Source organism: Halovivax limisalsi, assembly GCF_023093535.1.
Lineage (GTDB): Archaea > Halobacteriota > Halobacteria > Halobacteriales > Natrialbaceae > Halovivax > Halovivax limisalsi.
In genome coordinates this window covers 3,175,812-3,191,613 of sequence record NZ_CP095757.1, presented here as the reverse complement: position 1 = coordinate 3,191,613, position 15,802 = coordinate 3,175,812, and the positions used below count along the sequence as shown (strand labels likewise).

Annotated in this window: 18 protein-coding genes; 12 read left to right on the top strand and 6 right to left on the bottom strand. The window is 68.8% G+C overall.

All coding sequences use genetic code 11. From position 1 onward, the window contains the following. Positions 1-38: 38 nt before the first annotated feature. Positions 39-479, bottom strand: a complete 441-nt coding sequence (locus MXA07_RS14945) for a DUF5788 family protein (RefSeq protein ID WP_247729392.1) — start codon at positions 477-479, stop codon at positions 39-41. Positions 480-616: 137 nt separating this feature from the next. Between MXA07_RS14945 and MXA07_RS14940 the strand changes: the two genes are divergently transcribed. The 6 genes from MXA07_RS14940 to MXA07_RS14915 all read left to right on the top strand — a co-directional run bounded on the left by MXA07_RS14940 (position 617) and on the right by MXA07_RS14915 (position 6,065). Then, entirely contained in the window at positions 617-1,555 is a 939-nt protein-coding gene (locus tag MXA07_RS14940; protein WP_247729391.1) for a rhomboid family intramembrane serine protease, read from the top strand. Positions 1,556-1,676: 121 nt separating this feature from the next. Then, positions 1,677-2,612 (top strand): endonuclease V, encoded by a 936-nt coding sequence (locus tag MXA07_RS14935; RefSeq protein WP_247729390.1) that lies wholly within the window; start codon positions 1,677-1,679, stop codon positions 2,610-2,612. 88 nt (positions 2,613-2,700) lie between these two features. After that, positions 2,701-3,219, top strand: coding sequence for a winged helix-turn-helix domain-containing protein (locus tag MXA07_RS14930; protein WP_247729389.1), 519 nt, complete (start codon positions 2,701-2,703; stop codon positions 3,217-3,219). A gap of 5 nt (positions 3,220-3,224) precedes the next feature. Further along, on the top strand, positions 3,225-3,671 hold the full coding sequence (locus tag MXA07_RS14925; protein WP_247729388.1) for a hypothetical protein: 447 nt from the start codon (positions 3,225-3,227) through the stop codon (positions 3,669-3,671). A 65-nt stretch (positions 3,672-3,736) separates the two neighbouring features. Beyond that, a complete protein-coding gene (locus tag MXA07_RS14920) occupies positions 3,737-4,693 on the top strand; it encodes an SDR family oxidoreductase (RefSeq protein ID WP_247729387.1) in 957 nt (318 codons plus the stop codon). 16 nt (positions 4,694-4,709) lie between these two features. Next, positions 4,710-6,065: a glycerate kinase type-2 family protein gene (locus MXA07_RS14915; RefSeq protein ID WP_247729386.1), complete on the top strand. Its 1,356-nt coding sequence runs from the start codon at positions 4,710-4,712 to the stop codon at positions 6,063-6,065. Between the two features lie 39 nt (positions 6,066-6,104). Here the strand turns inward: MXA07_RS14915 and MXA07_RS14910 are convergent, their stop codons facing one another. Both MXA07_RS14910 and MXA07_RS14905 read right to left on the bottom strand, forming a co-directional pair. Next, the gene (locus tag MXA07_RS14910) at positions 6,105-7,427 is read right to left on the bottom strand and encodes an ArsA family ATPase (RefSeq protein WP_247729385.1); all 1,323 of its coding nucleotides are present in this window, start codon (positions 7,425-7,427) and stop codon (positions 6,105-6,107) included. Between the two features lie 73 nt (positions 7,428-7,500). Continuing rightward, the gene (locus tag MXA07_RS14905; RefSeq protein WP_247729384.1) at positions 7,501-8,601 is read right to left on the bottom strand and encodes a pyridoxal phosphate-dependent aminotransferase; all 1,101 of its coding nucleotides are present in this window, start codon (positions 8,599-8,601) and stop codon (positions 7,501-7,503) included. Between the two features lie 146 nt (positions 8,602-8,747). Between MXA07_RS14905 and MXA07_RS14900 the strand changes: the two genes are divergently transcribed. Further along, a complete protein-coding gene (locus tag MXA07_RS14900; RefSeq protein ID WP_247729383.1) occupies positions 8,748-9,266 on the top strand; it encodes a CinA family protein in 519 nt (172 codons plus the stop codon). A gap of 265 nt (positions 9,267-9,531) precedes the next feature. Beyond that, complete coding sequence (locus MXA07_RS14895) at positions 9,532-10,017, top strand: metal-dependent hydrolase (protein ID WP_247729382.1); 486 nt, start codon at positions 9,532-9,534, stop codon at positions 10,015-10,017. 21 nt (positions 10,018-10,038) lie between these two features. Here MXA07_RS14895 and MXA07_RS14890 read toward each other — a convergent pair whose 3' ends face one another. Then, a complete protein-coding gene (locus MXA07_RS14890; RefSeq protein WP_247729381.1) occupies positions 10,039-10,974 on the bottom strand; it encodes a cell division protein CdpA domain-containing protein in 936 nt (311 codons plus the stop codon). A gap of 246 nt (positions 10,975-11,220) precedes the next feature. On the opposite strand from MXA07_RS14890, the gene MXA07_RS14885 reads away from it, so the two are divergent. The 4 genes from MXA07_RS14885 to MXA07_RS14870 all read left to right on the top strand — a co-directional run bounded on the left by MXA07_RS14885 (position 11,221) and on the right by MXA07_RS14870 (position 13,938). Further along, positions 11,221-11,502 carry a DUF5789 family protein gene (locus MXA07_RS14885; RefSeq protein ID WP_247729380.1) on the top strand — a complete coding sequence of 94 codons (282 nt, stop codon included), beginning with the start codon at positions 11,221-11,223 and terminating at the stop codon, positions 11,500-11,502. A gap of 2 nt (positions 11,503-11,504) precedes the next feature. Further along, on the top strand, positions 11,505-12,203 hold the full coding sequence (locus MXA07_RS14880; RefSeq protein ID WP_247729379.1) for a CPBP family glutamic-type intramembrane protease: 699 nt from the start codon (positions 11,505-11,507) through the stop codon (positions 12,201-12,203). Positions 12,204-12,293: 90 nt separating this feature from the next. Beyond that, a complete protein-coding gene (locus MXA07_RS14875) occupies positions 12,294-12,752 on the top strand; it encodes a DUF302 domain-containing protein (protein WP_247729378.1) in 459 nt (152 codons plus the stop codon). Positions 12,753-12,858: 106 nt separating this feature from the next. Further along, positions 12,859-13,938, top strand: coding sequence for an AI-2E family transporter (locus tag MXA07_RS14870; RefSeq protein ID WP_247729377.1), 1,080 nt, complete (start codon positions 12,859-12,861; stop codon positions 13,936-13,938). A gap of 70 nt (positions 13,939-14,008) precedes the next feature. On the opposite strand, the gene MXA07_RS14865 is transcribed toward MXA07_RS14870, so the two are convergent. Beyond that, positions 14,009-14,254: a hypothetical protein gene (locus MXA07_RS14865; RefSeq protein ID WP_247729376.1), complete on the bottom strand. Its 246-nt coding sequence runs from the start codon at positions 14,252-14,254 to the stop codon at positions 14,009-14,011. A gap of 72 nt (positions 14,255-14,326) precedes the next feature. Further along, the gene (gene nreA, locus MXA07_RS14860) at positions 14,327-15,631 is read right to left on the bottom strand and encodes a DNA repair protein NreA (protein ID WP_247729375.1); all 1,305 of its coding nucleotides are present in this window, start codon (positions 15,629-15,631) and stop codon (positions 14,327-14,329) included. Between the last annotated feature and the right edge of the window lie 171 nt (positions 15,632-15,802).

Below are 15,802 nucleotides of genomic sequence, written 5' to 3'. Positions count from 1 at the left end.
TCGGCGCGTCGTCCCGATCGTCGTCCGCGCCGTCCAGGTCACCGCCCGCGACGGTTCGCCGCGTCGTCTTCGTTACCTAGCGCCTTCCGCAGGAAGGACATCCAGCGCTTGCGGTCGGCGACGTCCTGGGCCTGCCGTTCGCGTTCGAGGTCGGTCGGGCCGAGGTTCTCGAGCGCGTTGAGCGCGCGATCGATGCCGATGATCGCCCGCGCGAGCTCCTCGCCCTCCTCGAACGTGATGTCTCCCTCCTCGATCAGCTCCATTCGTTCGACGCGCTCTCGGCGCAGGTTTCGCTTCGCCTGCTCCACGCGGTCGCGCTCGCCCGGTGGGATCGTCTCCCGGCGCTTGATCTCGAAGACGAACGATTCGAGGTCGATATCCTCGCCCTGGATCTCGATGCGATCCGGGATGTCGGCGCCGACGGTCGCCCCGTCGCGGCCGACGCGTTCGACGAGCTGGGCGCGCTCGTACGGTTGCACGTTCGTCCCTCGACGGTCCGCGGGCAAAAATGATCCGCCGCACGGTGAATCGGTCCGCGGCGATGCGACGGTCCGAACCGGTTCGCGAGCGGTCGAAACCCCAAACCCCATAGCGATCCGGCGCAAACCCCCGCGCAATGGCGACGTGTGACGTGTGTGGGGCGTCGGTCAGTATGCCGTACAACTGCCGACACTGCGGCGGAACCCACTGCTCCGAGCACCGGCTGCCGGAAAATCACGATTGCTCCGGGCTGCAGAACTGGAACGATCCGGGCGGCGTCTTCGACAGCGGGTTCGACGAATCGGTGAACGGGTCGTCGGCGTCGACGACCGACCGTATCATGGCGAAGCTACCGATCGATACGGGGCCCGGGGGCCCGCTCGCGTACTTCCGCGGCAACGTGACCTACACGATCCTGCTGTTCATGTGGGTGACGTTTCTCGCGCAGTGGCTCACGATCTTTCTGGCTGGGCCGGCGATCCACCGAATGCTGTTCGTCCTTACGCCACAGCATCCGGAGTACGTCTGGACGTGGATCACCTCCATCTTCTCCCACGATCCGTCCAATATATTTCACCTCGTTTTCAATAGCATCGTGATATTCTTCTTCGGGCCGCTGCTGTCGCGGTATCTCAGCGACAAGCAGTACTGGGCACTCTTCCTGGGTGCGGGAGCACTCGCCGGGCTGTCCCAGATAGCGCTTCAGATCCTCACACCCGGTCCGGCCTCGGGCGTGCTCGGCGCCTCCGGTGCGGCACTGGCGATTCTGGGCGTGATTACGATTCTGCACCCGAACCTGAAAGTCTACTTTATGTTCTTCATCCCGATGCCGCTGTGGGTGCTGACGGTCGGCTTCGCGGTGCTGAGCCTGGGACTCGTCGGGTTCAATCTCTCGGGTCTCGGCGGGATCGCACACGGGGCCCATCTGGTCGGCCTGCTCGTCGGCTTCGCCGTCGGCGAGTACGTAAAGCGCACGCAAACGATCCGCGGGCCGAACCAGTTCCAGCTGGGCCCGGGCGGTCCCGGCGGCCCGGGTGGACCGGGTGGACCCGGCGGCGGGCGCGGCCCGTTCTGATACCGTCCCGCGTTTCACCCCGACACTGAAGCCAACCGCTGTCGACGCTGATACCAACCGAAGCCGACACCGGACCTTCCAACCACGACGCTATTATCAGCCGCACCAGACCATTCCACCCATGCCAGCGCCCCGCCCGGACCTCGCACCCGACCCGTCGCTCTCGCGTGACGAAATGGAGACCATGCAGCGCGAAATTGCCCGGAGCGCCGTCTTCGCGGACGACCTTGATTTCGATCCGTCGCTCCTCGGCGACCCGCTCGCCAGGGCGACGGCCGACGCGCAGGCGGCGTCCGCCCGTTCGACCACCGAGTCGCGGCCCGATGCCGACGCCGCCGAACCCGCGGACCCGCCGCTCGTCGCCGGCGTCGACCAGTCGTTCCTCTTAGAGCAGGATCGCGCGCTCTCCGCGATCGTCGTCCTACAACCCGCAGGCTCGGAGTGGGACGTCGTCGAGCGCGTCCACGCCGTGACCCCGCTCGAGATCCCCTACATCCCGGGATTGCTCTCCTTCCGCGAGGGCGGCGCGATTCTGGCGGCGATCGAGGAGCTCTCCGTCGAGCCGGACCTGTACGTCTTCGACGGCAGCGGACGCATCCACTTCCGGCAGGCGGGCATTGCGACGCACATGGGCGTCGTGCTCGATGCACCCAGCATCGGCGTCGCGAAGAGCCTCCTCTGCGGCGAGCCGGTGGCCTCGACCGACGGGCTCGCGGCCGGCGAGCGGGTGGCCATCGAGGCGAACGCGGACGTCGAGGGGCCCGACGAGATCGAGGGAGAAGGTGGCGAATCGGCGGACGCCGTGAACGTCGCCGCGGCCGACGATACCTCTACCGACGATCCCGACTGGCCGACGATCGGTTACGCCGTCCAGACGAAGCAGTACGACTCGCCGAATCGCCACGTGAACCCCCTGATAGTGAGCGCGGGCCATCGCGTCTCCGCGACGACGGCGGCGGACGTCGCCCTCGCGTTCGCCGCCGGGTACAAGCTTCCCGAACCGACGCGGCTGGCCGACGCGTACGCCGACGAAGTGAAAGAGGAGTATCTGCGCTGAGTATTGTCGAGCGGATGTCGCCCACTAGGGGTCCAATAATTTGGGCATGATCCCAATCTATATGGGGAAACGGAATCGATCTATCCGCATGGAATCGTGGAGTGACTCGGCGACGGCCCGAGAACGCGTCGAGACGATCGCGACGACACTCTCGCGGCCGCGGACGGCCAACTGCGTCGCCGACCAGGCGGACGTCAAGTGGGACACTGCCAAGAAGTACCTCGACGAACTGGTCGACGCGGGCGAACTGCTCGTCACCGACTCGGGCGAGTACCTCCCCGATCCCACGCGGGCGTACTTCGACCGATTGCGAGAACTCGTGCTGACGAACGACAGGGAGTCGCTGCGCGGCGAGCTCGAGGCGATCGCCGACCGCATCGACCGCTGGAAACGGGAGTACGGCGTCGATTCGCGCGACGAACTCGAACAATCGCTCGCCGGGGATCTCGACGCCGAGGCGATCCGTGACCGGCGGCGCGTGATCCGCCGCTGGGAGACCAGCGAACGAACGCGGGAGACCATCGCCTCGGCCTTGTCTATCTACGACGACGTGACGACGCTGACCGACGAGTTGCCGGATTCGGCGACGCTCGAAACGGCCGGGTGAGTTCGGTGGGTCCGATACGTGGCGTCTGGGTTCCCTCGGAGCGCAAACTCCTCGAGCGGGTCCACGATCGGTTGGTGCGGACGGCCGGGTGCGAGTCGGTCCGGTACGTTCCGTCCCGACTCGACGCGAACGAGGTCGTCTGTGAGGTCGATCCGATCGTCTTCCTCGGCCGGTCGGACGATGCGCCGGCGAGGCTTCGGGTCGAATTCGATCTCACCGGTGACCGGCCGCACTACTGGATCCAGTGGTGGGAACCGGATCGCGATCGAGGATTCGGCTGGCACTGCGACGAAACGGAACCCGAGCACGGTCCAGTGCACTTCCAGGTTACCCGTTCGGACGGGTCGACAGAGCGCGAGCCGGCACCCCACGTCGAGGACGAACATCCGTACCGGACGTTCAGGCGGCGATTCGCCTCGATCGACGGGCGGCTCGACGACCTCGACTGGTGATGCACCCGGTCCGCCGGCGGAGAAAATCGGCGGGACTTACGTATCAGGGTGTGAAGTGGACGCGTATGACCAGTGCGACGGCGGCCGACGCGCGCGAGTCGGCCGACTCGACGCGAACGGGCCGGACGGAGCGATCGGACGAGCGCGCCGGAACGGACGACCGTGCGCTGACCGAGGAGCGACTCGACGAAGACCGATACACGCGAAAGCGGAGCGTCCTGATCACCGGCTGTTCGTCCGGGATCGGGCGCGCGACGGCCCTCGCCTTCCTCGACGAGGACTGGACCGTCGTCGCGTCGGCGCGCGACCCCGGCGACGTGGCCGACCTCGCCGAGGCGGGCTGCGAGACGATCACGCTCGACGTCACCGACTCGGCGCAGGTGACGACGGCGATCGAGCGCGTGATAGAGGAGACGGGCGGGCTCGATTGCGTCGTCAACAACGCGGGCTTCGCCCAGATGGGGCCGCTGGAGGACGTCCCGACCGAGGACCTGCAGTCCCAGTTCGACGTCAACGTCTTCGGCCCGCACCGCCTGACGCGGGCCGCGCTCCCGCACATGCGCGCCCAGGGCGAGGGCCGGATCATCAACGTCTCGAGCATCAACGGTCGGATCGCCGTCGCCGGGTCCGGCGCCTACGCCGCCTCGAAGCACGCGCTGGAGGCGATGAGCGACGCGCTGCGCGTCGAGGTCGACCCGTTCGATCTCGACGTCGTCCTGATCGAACCCGGCCCCGTCGAGACGGGGTTTACCGAGCGCGTCGAGGACGAACTCCCCGCCGAACGGACGGCGGACTACGCGGACCTCTACGAGGTCCTCGAGGATACACGGCTCCTCGGCGGCAGCGGTCCGCTGGCGAGCGCGCCAGCGGACGTCGCCGACGCGATCGTCCACGCCGCGACCTGTTCCGATCCGCCGGCGCGCTATCCCGTCGGACCGGTCGCGACCTACGGCGCCTACGCCCGCTTCCTGCCGGATCGAATGCGCGACGCGATCTACGGCGTCGTTCGCAAACTCGTCTGACCGCCGTCCCATCCCGATGTTCGAAAACCGCGATCGCCACGCCCGAACGCCAGCCCACGAGGTCGCCCTCGATTGCCTCGAGGCCGGCATCGCCGCCGCCCGACCGGCGCGACTCGTCTCCGAGGCCGTGACGGCCGAGGCCGAGACGCTGCGCGTCGGCGACTCGACGTACGACCTGTCTCGCTTCGACCGCCTGCTCCTCCTCGGCGGCGGCAAGGCCGCCGACGGCCTCGCCCGCGCGCTCGCGGACGCTCTGGGCGATCGGATCGACGGCGGCTCGATCGTGACGACGCCGAAACCGGAGGACGGGCTCGATTCGCCCGCCACCGTCGACGTCGCCGACGGCACGCACCCGGTACCGAGCGAGGCCAACGTCGCGGCCACGCGACGGATCCTGTCGCTGGCGCGCGAGGCCGGCGAGCGGACGCTCGTCGTCGCGATCGTCACCGGGGGCGGGAGCGCGTTGCTCGCGGCGCCGGCGCGCGATCTCGAGCTGTCCGATCTCGAACGAACCACGTCCGCGCTTCTGGAGTCCGGCGCGTCGATCGACGAACTCAACGCCGTTCGCAAGCACCTCTCCGCGATCAAGGGTGGCCGACTCGCGCTTGCGGCCGCCCCGGCGACGGTCTGCACGCTCGCGATCAGCGACGTGGTCGGCGACGATCCGGGCGTGATCGCCAGCGGCCCGACGGTGCCCGACCCGACAACCTACGCGGACGCGCTGGCCGTCCTCGGTCGGTACGGCCTGCGCGACCGGGTGCCCGACGCGGTCGTCGACCACCTCGAGAGCGGCGCGGCCGGTAACCAGGCGGAAACCCCGACAGAAACGGATCTCGATTTCGACGCGACCGACTGGCACTGCCTGGCGAACGGTCGGACGGCGATCGAGGCCGCTCGCGAGGCGGCTCGCGACGCGGACTATCGACCGCTCGTCATCTCGAGTGCGATCGAGGGAGCTGCCGCCGAGGCCGGACGGTTCCACGCCGCCGTCGCATCAGAGTGCGCCGTTCGTGGCGAGCCGATCGACCCACCCGCCGTCCTGCTCTCGGGGGGCGAGGTCACGGTGTCGGTCGACGGCGACGGCACCGGCGGGCCGGCCCAGGAACTCGCGCTGGCCGCGGCGATCGACCTGGCCGAGGCAGACATCGACGCCGTCCTCGCGAGCGTCGACACCGACGGCGTCGACGGCCCGACGGACGCCGCCGGAGCGATCGTCGACAAGACGACGCTCGCGGATCGGATCCCCGACGCGCGAGACGCACTCGACCGACACGATGCGGCGACGATGCTCGATGCCGAATCCGCGCTGGTACGAACCGGCCCGACGGGGACGAACGTCAACGACCTGCGCGTCGTCGTGATCGACGACTGACACCGAACGACGGTTCTCGCGGTGATCGTCGGTCGTTCGTTACCCCCGGAGACACGCCGCGACCACCGACAACATCGACTCGCCGCGGACCTCGTCGGCGAACAGCGGGACGCGCCGGACGTCCGTGCCCCGGAAGAGGTCCTGCGCTTCGGCCAGGGCGTCCTGCTGGACGTCCCACCGCCGTTGACAAAATTCGCAGTCGTCGAGATTCGGGCTCAGGAAGTTCTCGCCCGACACCTCGTCGGTCACGTCGGCCAGCGGCTCCATCACGCGGTTGACGACGACCGTCCCGACCGGTATCCCCGCCGACTGGAGTTGCTCGCGCAGTCGCTTCGACTCGAGGACGCTCATCTCCTCGGGGACCGTGACGATCCGGAAGTCGGTTCGCGACGGATCCTGGAGCGCCTCCCGGAGGCGTTCGATGCGATCGCTCAGCGCGCGGAGCTCCTCGACGTCGAGGCCATCCTGGCCGGATTCGCCGCCGAACATCCCCTTGATCCCGTCGATCATGTTGCCGATCCGCTGACGAACCGTGAGGACCTTGCCCACCATCGAGTCGAGCAGTTCGGGGAGTTCGAGCAAACGGAGGGTGTGACCGGTGGGCGCGGTGTCGACGACGACGCGGTCGAAGCGATCGTCGTCCAGGTACTCGAGCAGGAGCTGGACGGCCGCCGCCTCGTCCGCGCCGGGCATCGTCCCGCCGAGCAGACCCGCCATCGGATTCTCTCCCTCCATCGCCGCCGCGAGCCCGCCGAAGGGACCCCCTTCGTCCCCGAACGGTCCGCCGTCTGCGCTGGCGGACGGTCCGCCTCCCCCTGCGTCGCCAAAGGGACCGGCTCCCCCTGCGCCGAACGGCCCGTCGCCAGTCCCGTCGTTCGCCCCCTCGCCGGCGCCCTGGGCGTCCATCCCGGCGTCGCCGAACGGGTCGCCCGGGCCGCCGAACGCGGTCTCGCCGGCCTCCATCGCGGCCTCCGGGTCGATCTCGACGCCGTAGAGCGGAACGTCCTCGCGCAATCGCTCGGGCGAACTCGGGACGTCCGTCTCGAGCGCGTCCGAGAGCGAGTGGGCCGGATCGGTCGAGACGACGAGCGTGCGAACGCCGTCGCGAGCGCTCGAGATGGCCGTCGCGGCGGCCATCGTCGTCTTGCCGACGCCGCCCTTCCCGCCGTAGAGGACGTACGACGGGCCGTCGACGCCCTCGCCGTCGTCGACCGAGACGTCGATCCGCTGCGTTCCGTCGGCCGATCCGGCGCCGTCCCCTGAATCGACGTCGCGGTCGTCGACCGACTCCGTCGGCGTCACCTCGATTTCGTTGTCGGCCCGTTCGTCCCCCTCGGCCGGTTCGACGTCGAGTCCGCTCATTACCCGACGAAGTCGATCCAGTCACGAGTATGCGTCGGTCGAGGGATGCTGTCGTCGGACCGTCGCCCGCTCGCTACGCGAAGTACGCCGCGAGTCGCTCGGCGGCCTCCTCGAGCCGCGGCGTCACGAGCGCGAACCGGAGCCAGGGTTCGCAGGTTTCGCCGAACGCCGACCCCGGCATGCCGGCGACGCCGGCCTCGTCGATCAGCCGTTCGGTGTTCTCGAGCGTCCCCGGATAGTCCTCGAAGCGCGCAAGGACGTAGAACGCGCCGTCCGGGCGAGTGTAGTCGGCACCCGCCCGGTCGAGTGCGTCGGTGAACGTCGCGACGCGCTCGCGGAGCAGCTCGCGATTGGCCTCGTGGTAGGCCGGATCCGTATTCCGTAGCGCCTGCAGGACGGCGTACTGCGCAGGTCGGCTGCCGGCGACGTTGACGAGCATGTGTCGGCTCTTGGCGTCCTCGACGAGGTGGGGCGGGAAGATCGCGTAGCCGACGCGAAAGCCGGTGATGGCGAACGTCTTCGAGAAGGCGTTGGTGACGATCCGGCGGTCGGAGTCGACCGAGAGCGCGCTGGTGAAGGTGCCCGAGAGGTCGTAGTGGTCGTAGACCTCGTCGACGACGCAGATCGCGTCGTGGGCTTCGGCGATGGCGACGAGTTCGCGGACGGTTGACTCGGGGTAGACCGCCCCCGTCGGGTTGTTGGGCGTGTTGACGACGATCGCGGCGGTGTCCTCGCTCGCGACCGAGCGGACGTCGTCGGGGTCGAGCTGGCCGTCGGTGCCGGCCGAGACGTACCGCGGCCGGCCGCCCAACATGGTCGTCTTCCCGGGGTAGTAGGGGTAGACCGGGTCGGTGAGGACGACTTCGTCGCCCGCGTCGCGCTCTAACGCGCGGGCCATCGCGAGGTAGTTCGCCTCCCCGCCGCCGTTGGTCACCACGACCCGTTCCTCGTCGACGCCGCGCCGGGCTGCGATCTCCTCGCGAAGCTCCCGGAGGCCGTGACTCGGCGGGTACTGAAAGCGGTCGGCGTCGAAGTCCGCGTACGCTCGGAGCCCCTCGCGCAGCGCCTCGGGAGGTTCCCAGTCCGGGTTCCCGCTCACCATGTCGACCACGTCGCGGTCCGCGTCGGCCGCGTAGGCCATCACGTGAAAGAACAGCGGCGTCTCGTACTCCATACGTAAGGTACTGGGGCGACGGGGTCGTGGTTCTTTCGTCGGCGGCGAACGCGTGACGGGTCGCGTCGCTGGCCCGCCGCGACGGAACGACCGACGGGCGACGCCGGTCCACCGGTTTGACTACGGCGGAGGTCGTTCGTCGGCGCATGAACGACGACATCGACCGCGACCTGCCGATGCGCGTCGCCGACGCGCTTCGAGACGCCGAGGAAACCCTGGCGGTGGCCGAATCCTGCACCGGCGGGCTGGTGGGCGCGACGCTGACCGCGATTCCGGGCGCGAGCGACTACTTCGAGGCCGGCTTGACGACCTACGCGTACGGCGCCAAGCGTCGCCACCTCTGCGTGAGCCGCGAGGCGCTCGACGAGCACGGGGCCGTCTCCGACCCCGTCGCGCGGGAGATGGCCCGGGGCGTCCGCGACGCCTGCGACGTCACCTGGGGGCTCTCGATCACCGGCGTCGCCGGACCGACGGGCGGGGCCGAGGATACACCGGTCGGCACCGTCTACGTCGGCGTCGCGTACGCCGGCCCGTGGGGCAGCGAGTCGTCGTTCGCCGACGCGGAGCGCTTCGAATTCGACGGCGATCGGGCGGCCATCCGCGCCGCGACGGTCGAGCGATCGCTCGAATGCCTCCTCGAGACGGCCGATCGCGTCGAGCGTTGACGGTCGGCCGCCGCTGCGCCCTCAGTTCCGGACGGTCCGCGTTCGGTCCGCCCGTCGTCGGACTGCCGAATTCCCGATCCGTTTCCGATTCTGTGCCGGGTAGACCGCCAATAGACGTTAGAAAACCGATCGAAACCTGCTGCTCGCTTTCAACACCCGTGGTAAGTGCCGACTGTAGTCAAATATGGAGAACGAACCCGGTTTCGGTTTCCGATAACGGCCGGAAGGAAAGGTATTCATCCGCGCCGAAACTCCCCTCGTGTGTATGAACAAACGGGACCACGTGATGAACGCGGTCCTCGTCGGCGCGGGGCTGGGCGCGCTCGCCGAGCCGAGCGGCGGCGAGGCGACCGCGCGGGCGATCCTCGAGATCGGCGTGCCGGTCATGCTCGGCGCCCTCGTCCCCGACATCGACACCGTGATGGGCGATCACCGAAAGACGCTGCACAACCTCCCGCTGCTCGCCGGCTTCGCCGCGTTTCCCTACGCGTTCGGCAACCTCCAGTACGTCTGGATCGGGATCGTCACCCACTACGTCCTCGACGTCGCGGGCAACACCCGCGGGATCGCGCTGTTCTACCCGCTGCTCGGTCGCGAGTACGGCCTGCCGGTGGGCGTCCCGGCGAACAGTCACGCGGCCGACGTCGTCACCCTGCTCATCACCGCGGTCGAGCTCTCCCTGGCGGCTGTTATCGTATACGGCGTCCAGGCCGGCTGGTTCGACGCGGTCCGTCCGATACTCGGTCTCTAGCCAGTCCGATTCGCGGTCCACTTACCGGTTGGGTTCCCACGCGTCGCAGGCGTCCATGTCCTCCATGCGCTCGCCGTCGTGGCCGCAGAAGGGAACCATGCCCGACGAATCGCGCCGGTACTCGAAGTGCTGGCAGTTGCCGCAGTAGTGATCCGCCGGCTCCGCCGGCGTCGTCCGGTCGGTCGACGCCTCCGCTCGCGGGCTCGTGATCTCCCGGGCGTCCGTCCCGCCGTCGCTGGTGGGGCGTGGACCCGCCCCGCCGACTATCGATCCTCCCTGGTCCGCACCGGCCGACACCGCCGATCGGGCGGCGCTCGCGACCGAGGACGCGGCCTCGCCGGCGCTCCGCGACGAACCGTCCTCGTCGGGCCGATTGGTCTGGGTTTCGACCTCGCCGTCCGGCGTCCCGCCCATCAGGCCGACGCCGCCCAGGCCGCGGTCGCGCTCGACTTCGACGACCTTCGTCTCGCCGCGGCGGGTGACGTTCATCTCGAGGGCGCCGCCGGGGTCGTTTCGCGTCTTGAAGTTGACCACGACGACGAAGAGACAGACGATGGCGCTGATGAGGCCCAGAAGGTAGACGACGGCGACGTAGAACGTGAGGTCCTGACCGTGGCCGTCCCAGTGGTCCGGGTACGCGTGGTTGAACAGCGCCACCCCGAGGACGCACAGGCTGGCGCTGATCGCTGCCGCGGCCTGGGCGCGGCGACTGGCCGGGAGCACGGTGAAGACGCCGACGAGGACCGCCGGGACGGCGAGCCCGCCCAGGATGCCGGCGGCTTCGCGTTCGACGTACGTCCCGCTGACGGCGAACGTGAATAGGTCGGTCGTCACGACGAGGACCGCCAGGACGGCCAGCGCCGCCCCGGTGAGCAACAGCGCCGTGCCGCCGTAGAGCCGTTCGGGGCTCGTCACCTCCCGTTCGTTTCGCGCGTATACCTCCGAGAGGCTGGTCATACCGTCTCGTTCGCACGCCCGCCCCAAAACAGTACGTCAGACGCGCGGCAGACGCGGATCCCCGAGCGCCCCGTCAGAATCGCGACAGGTGACGCCCTGATCCCGTCGTCAGGGCCCGGATCGTCCGACGCCCGTCGGTTTCGAGTGCCTGCCGGTCGGCGTTCGTCGGTGGGTCGTCGCCACGGGTGTTTGCTGGCCGTGTGCCGAAGCGAAACCTTGAATCGACATCCCGCAGTACGCATCGGTATGAGCGACGACGAGGACGAGGACGCCGGGGTTGAACTGGGCGAGCCCGTTCCGGTCGAGGGCGCGCCCTTGGCCCGCGTTGCGAGTCGACTCCACTGGCCGATCCAGGCGAGCCGGGTCGACGAGCGCGAGGGCGAGACCGTCGTCAGGACGCCGGATGGTCCGGTGGCCCTGGAGGACCTCCTCGCGACGGTCGACGAGACGTACTTCGAGTCGCGCCAGGCGTTCGAACGCGAGATCCGCGACGCGATGGGTGACGGCCCCGTTCGGACGGCGGAGTAATCGTGGGCGTCGACGGCGCCAGCACGGAACGCCGCTCGATCCGCGGCCGGCTGTCGAGGTTGAGCTGGGTCCAGCAGTCGCTCCTCGCCGGCGGCCTCATCACGGTGTGCTGGATGGCGATCGTCCCCGCCGATATCGATCGCCGGCTCGTCGTCGACGTCACCTTACTGATCGGCGGCCCGCTCGCGCTGGGGCTCACTCACGGCAAGCGCGTCGGCTGGCGCGTGACTCGCCCCGCGGTTCGCAACGCCGTCCTGCTCGGCTTGTTCGTCCTGCCGTTCTACGTGGTCGGCTCGACGCTGCCGACCATCCGCGAGTTCTATCCCATCTGGTCGACGGGCACCGCGCCCGGGGAATTCATCCCGCACGCGTTGAAGCTGTTCACGCTCGCGCTCGCCGCGGAGACCTACTATCGCGGCCTCCTCTGCGTCGGCGTCTCGGAGATCGGCATCGGGGCGATCTTCATCAGCCCCGTGCTGTACATGTTCCACCACTGGGGGAAGCCGCCGATCGAGTTCGTCCTCTCCGGCCCGACCGACGCGCTCTTCGGCGGGGTCGACTACGCGTCGAACTCCGTCCTCCCATCCGTGATCGCCCACGGCGCGGGCCTCGTCCTGCTCGACTGGCTGGTACTCCACGACCCGCTGTTCGACCCCCGACCCGCGCTCTCGGTGTTGGAGTGGCTGCCGGTTCCGCTCTAAAGCGGTGCGGACCGCGTGGTGGTCGGCAGGGAGAGCGAGTGCGCGACGATCGAGGGGGAGGTTTTTCATCGCGGACGAGAACCTGGTACTATGGACCTGCCGTTCGACCCGGAGACGATCGACCCGGACGAGTACGGTGAGAAACAGGCGACGCTCGCGATGGATCACGAGGCGGCGATCGAACACGTCCGCTCGGTCTGTACGGACGTCGGATTCGGGATTCCGGTCGAGTTCTCGCCGTCGGACCTGCTCAACGAGAAGGTCGACGCGGACCGCGATCCGTACTACGTGCTGGGCGCCTGTAACCCCGCCGTTGCGGACGAGGCGCTGGATCAGACGTTGCGGATCGGCGGGCTCTTTCCCTGTAACGTGGTCGTCTGGGAAGTCGAGCCCGGCCGCCAGCGCGTCTATCACCTCTCGATCATGAAGATCGCCCACCGCCTCGGTATCGCGCCGGACGACGAGGCCTGGCGCGACATCGTCGATCGAACCGGCGCCCTCGTCGACGAACTGTTCGAGCGACTCGACACCGTTGACGCCGGGGAGTAACGCCGTCCTCTGCGAGTTCTGTAGCCTCGGTTCGGACGCCGCGAGCGGCCGCGGACCTCTCTCCTCGAAGGTGAAAGCTTATGTGAACTTACAGTCAGGGTGATCCATGGACGTTCGGACGAAGTTCTTCGCGGGACTGGTGGTGGCGCTCGCGGTGATCGGCTACCTCATGGTCGCGCCGTTCCTCCAGTACGTCCTCGGAGCGGCGCTGCTCGCGTTCGTGCTTCACCCGTTCCACCGACGGCTCGCTCCGCGGGTCGGCGGCCGGGTCTCAGCGGCGCTGCTCACCGTGGCGGCGTTCGCCGTCGCCGTCGTGCCGCTGGTCGTGTTCTCGTTCCTGCTCGTCTCGTGGGCCGCCGAGTTCGTCGACCGGCTCGGAACCGGCGACCTCGAGGTGATGATCGAGTCGAGTCGGACGTTCCTGGTCGATGAGGTCGGTATCCCCGCGGTGTACGTCGACGACCTCGAGTCGACGATCCTGACGACGATCGAGGACGTCGGGCTCTCGACGTCCGAGTTCGTCCTCTCCGAACTCGTCAACGTGATCAACACGACGCTGCACACCACGGTCGGGCTCATGACGCTGGCGTTCTTGCTCTACTATTTCCTCCTCGACGGCCGGACGCTGATCGCCTGGATGCGACAGGTCGTCCCGTTGCACGACGACGTCCAGCGGGAACTGGAAGACGAGATCTCGACCGTGGCCTGGGCGGTGATCAACAGCCACCTGCTCATCGCGGTCGTGCAGGGGACCCTCGGCGGCATCGGCCTCTACCTGGTCGGCGTCTCGAACGTGACGTTCTGGACGGTCGTGATGATCGTCATGGGCGTCATCCCCGTCATGGGCGTCTGGGTGGTCTGGACGCCGGCCGTCGGCTACCTCTGGTTCACCGGGGAGACCGGCTCGGCGCTCGTCCTCCTCGCCTACGGGGTGGCCGTTCTCTCGGTGGTGGACAACTACCTCCGGGCCATCGTCGTCGATCGCGGCTCCGGGTTGCACCCCGGCGTCGTCCTCGTCGGCGTCCTCGGCGGCATCTACCTGCTCGGCTTCCTCGGCATCTTCCTCGGGCCGGTCATCCTGGCGGTGCTCAAGGCCAGTATGGTCGTCTTTAGCGAGAACTGGCGGGTGACGGACGACCCCGAACCGGAGGCTCCGTCGACCCCCGAATCGATCGCGCAGGACTGAGGTCCCGAGCGGGTCAGCCTACCGTCGCTCGCGACGGTTCGAAGGGTCCGTCGTTCGAGAAGACGCCCCCTCAGGCCGCCTCGTCGCCCGAACCGTTCGATTCTGGGTCGCCCGTTGTTCCGTCCGACGATTCCCGCACCGTGCCCTCCCCGTCCCCGGGTGCCGTTTCGAGGTCCTCGAGATCCCGTTCGGCGTTTTCCTCCAGCCAGGCGACGACGCCGCCGATGACGGCGAGGACGACGATCGGCACGACGATCAGGAGCGTCACGAGGGCGAGCACTTCGAGCACGTGTCGTCCGAGCACCGGCGGGACCATAGTCCGTTCGCCAGGGCCGTCGAGGTGCCGGACAGGAGCGTCGACTCGTCGACAGGAGGTCGACAAGGACGATCAGTCGGTCCGGGTCGCGAACGCGGCCAGGTTCGACTGCAGTCCGGCGGCGAGTTCCGACTTGCGCCGGAGGCGCTCGAGCGAGACCGGCAGGCGCTCGCTCACCGTCGCGATCGCCTCGTGGAACGTCTCGGCGGTGCCGTACTCGCCCTCGAAGGCGTTGCGGACGCTCTCGCGCACCTGCCAGACGCCGACCGGCGCGTAGTACTCGTCCGAGACCTCGCGCAGCACCAGACACTTCGCCTGGCGCCCGATCGACTCGAGGTGTTCGAGGACGCCGAGTCTCGAGGCGTAGTACGCGCCGGCGGTCTCCTTGACGTAGCTCGACCGGCCTTCGTAGCCCTCGCTCGCGCTGCCCATCCAGATGTTCCCGCCCGGCGAGGGGTTCCAGACGCTGCCGGGCGCTTTCATCTCGACGAGTTCGAACTCCCAGGTGCCCGGCGCGAGGATCACCCAGTAGCGGTTGCCGACGTACTCGTTCAGCCAGACCTGAACCTCGTCGACGCTCCGCTCGTTCCTGATCCGCCCGCGGAGGTACTCGCCCACCGCGTCGTCGACGGCGGTGATCGACCACCGCGTCGGCACGAGCCGCCGGTTCTCGGCCTGCCCCAGCGCACCCGCCGAGAGGATGGAGTTGATCTCGTAGACGTCGAAGCCGCGACGGTAGAGGTAGGTCATCGCGCCCTGGGCCTGCCAGTCGTCGTCCTCGAGGGTCTTCTCGACCTGTCGGGGGACGTGGGGATTCTCGCGGAGCTCGGCGTCGCGCGCGGTGGCGCGCGGCCCGCGCGGCGTGGCCACGTCGGCGCCGACGTCGAGATTCAGGTCGGGTTTGCCGTCCAGGCCGATCTCGAGGTCGACCGGCCGGTCGGCGATGGCGACCTCGCGCTGGACGCCAACGAACCCCTCCCAGACGTCGTGGACCGACGGTGACAGCCGCGAGGCGACGCTCGGGGCGTCGACGTTCGCCCGCTTGCTCGAGTTGAGCAGCCCCGTCCGTCGCTGGAGGACGTCGTCGATGCCGTACTCCTTTCGGTACCACTCGCCGTCGGTGACGTAGTCGGCGGCGTTTCCCTCGTCGCCGACCGGCGAGAGCAGGCCGACGGGTACGTCGGGGTACGTCGATCGCCCGACGAAGATCGAGGGCGCGCTCGACCCGACGAGCGAGTCGCCGCTGAGGGCGTCGTCGAACCGGCGCTCGACCGTCTCGAGGTGGTCCGTGATCGCGTAGGACTTCTCCTTGGCGAGGCGCCGCCGCTCGGCTTCCTCGTCGGGCTCTAAGTCCTCGATGTAGTCGTCGAGGCGCATCTACCGTCGGTAAGCGGCGCGCGGTGTTAATGTTGTCCGTCGGCGCGGGGCCCGGTCCGACCCGAACCCGACGGTGCCGCCGACGGACGTCCCCGAACCAGCGGGAGACCGGGTGGTGTCGGGTCGTCGAACGCGGCGGAGGAGTTCGGCCGACCGGACGTCGGCCGGGGA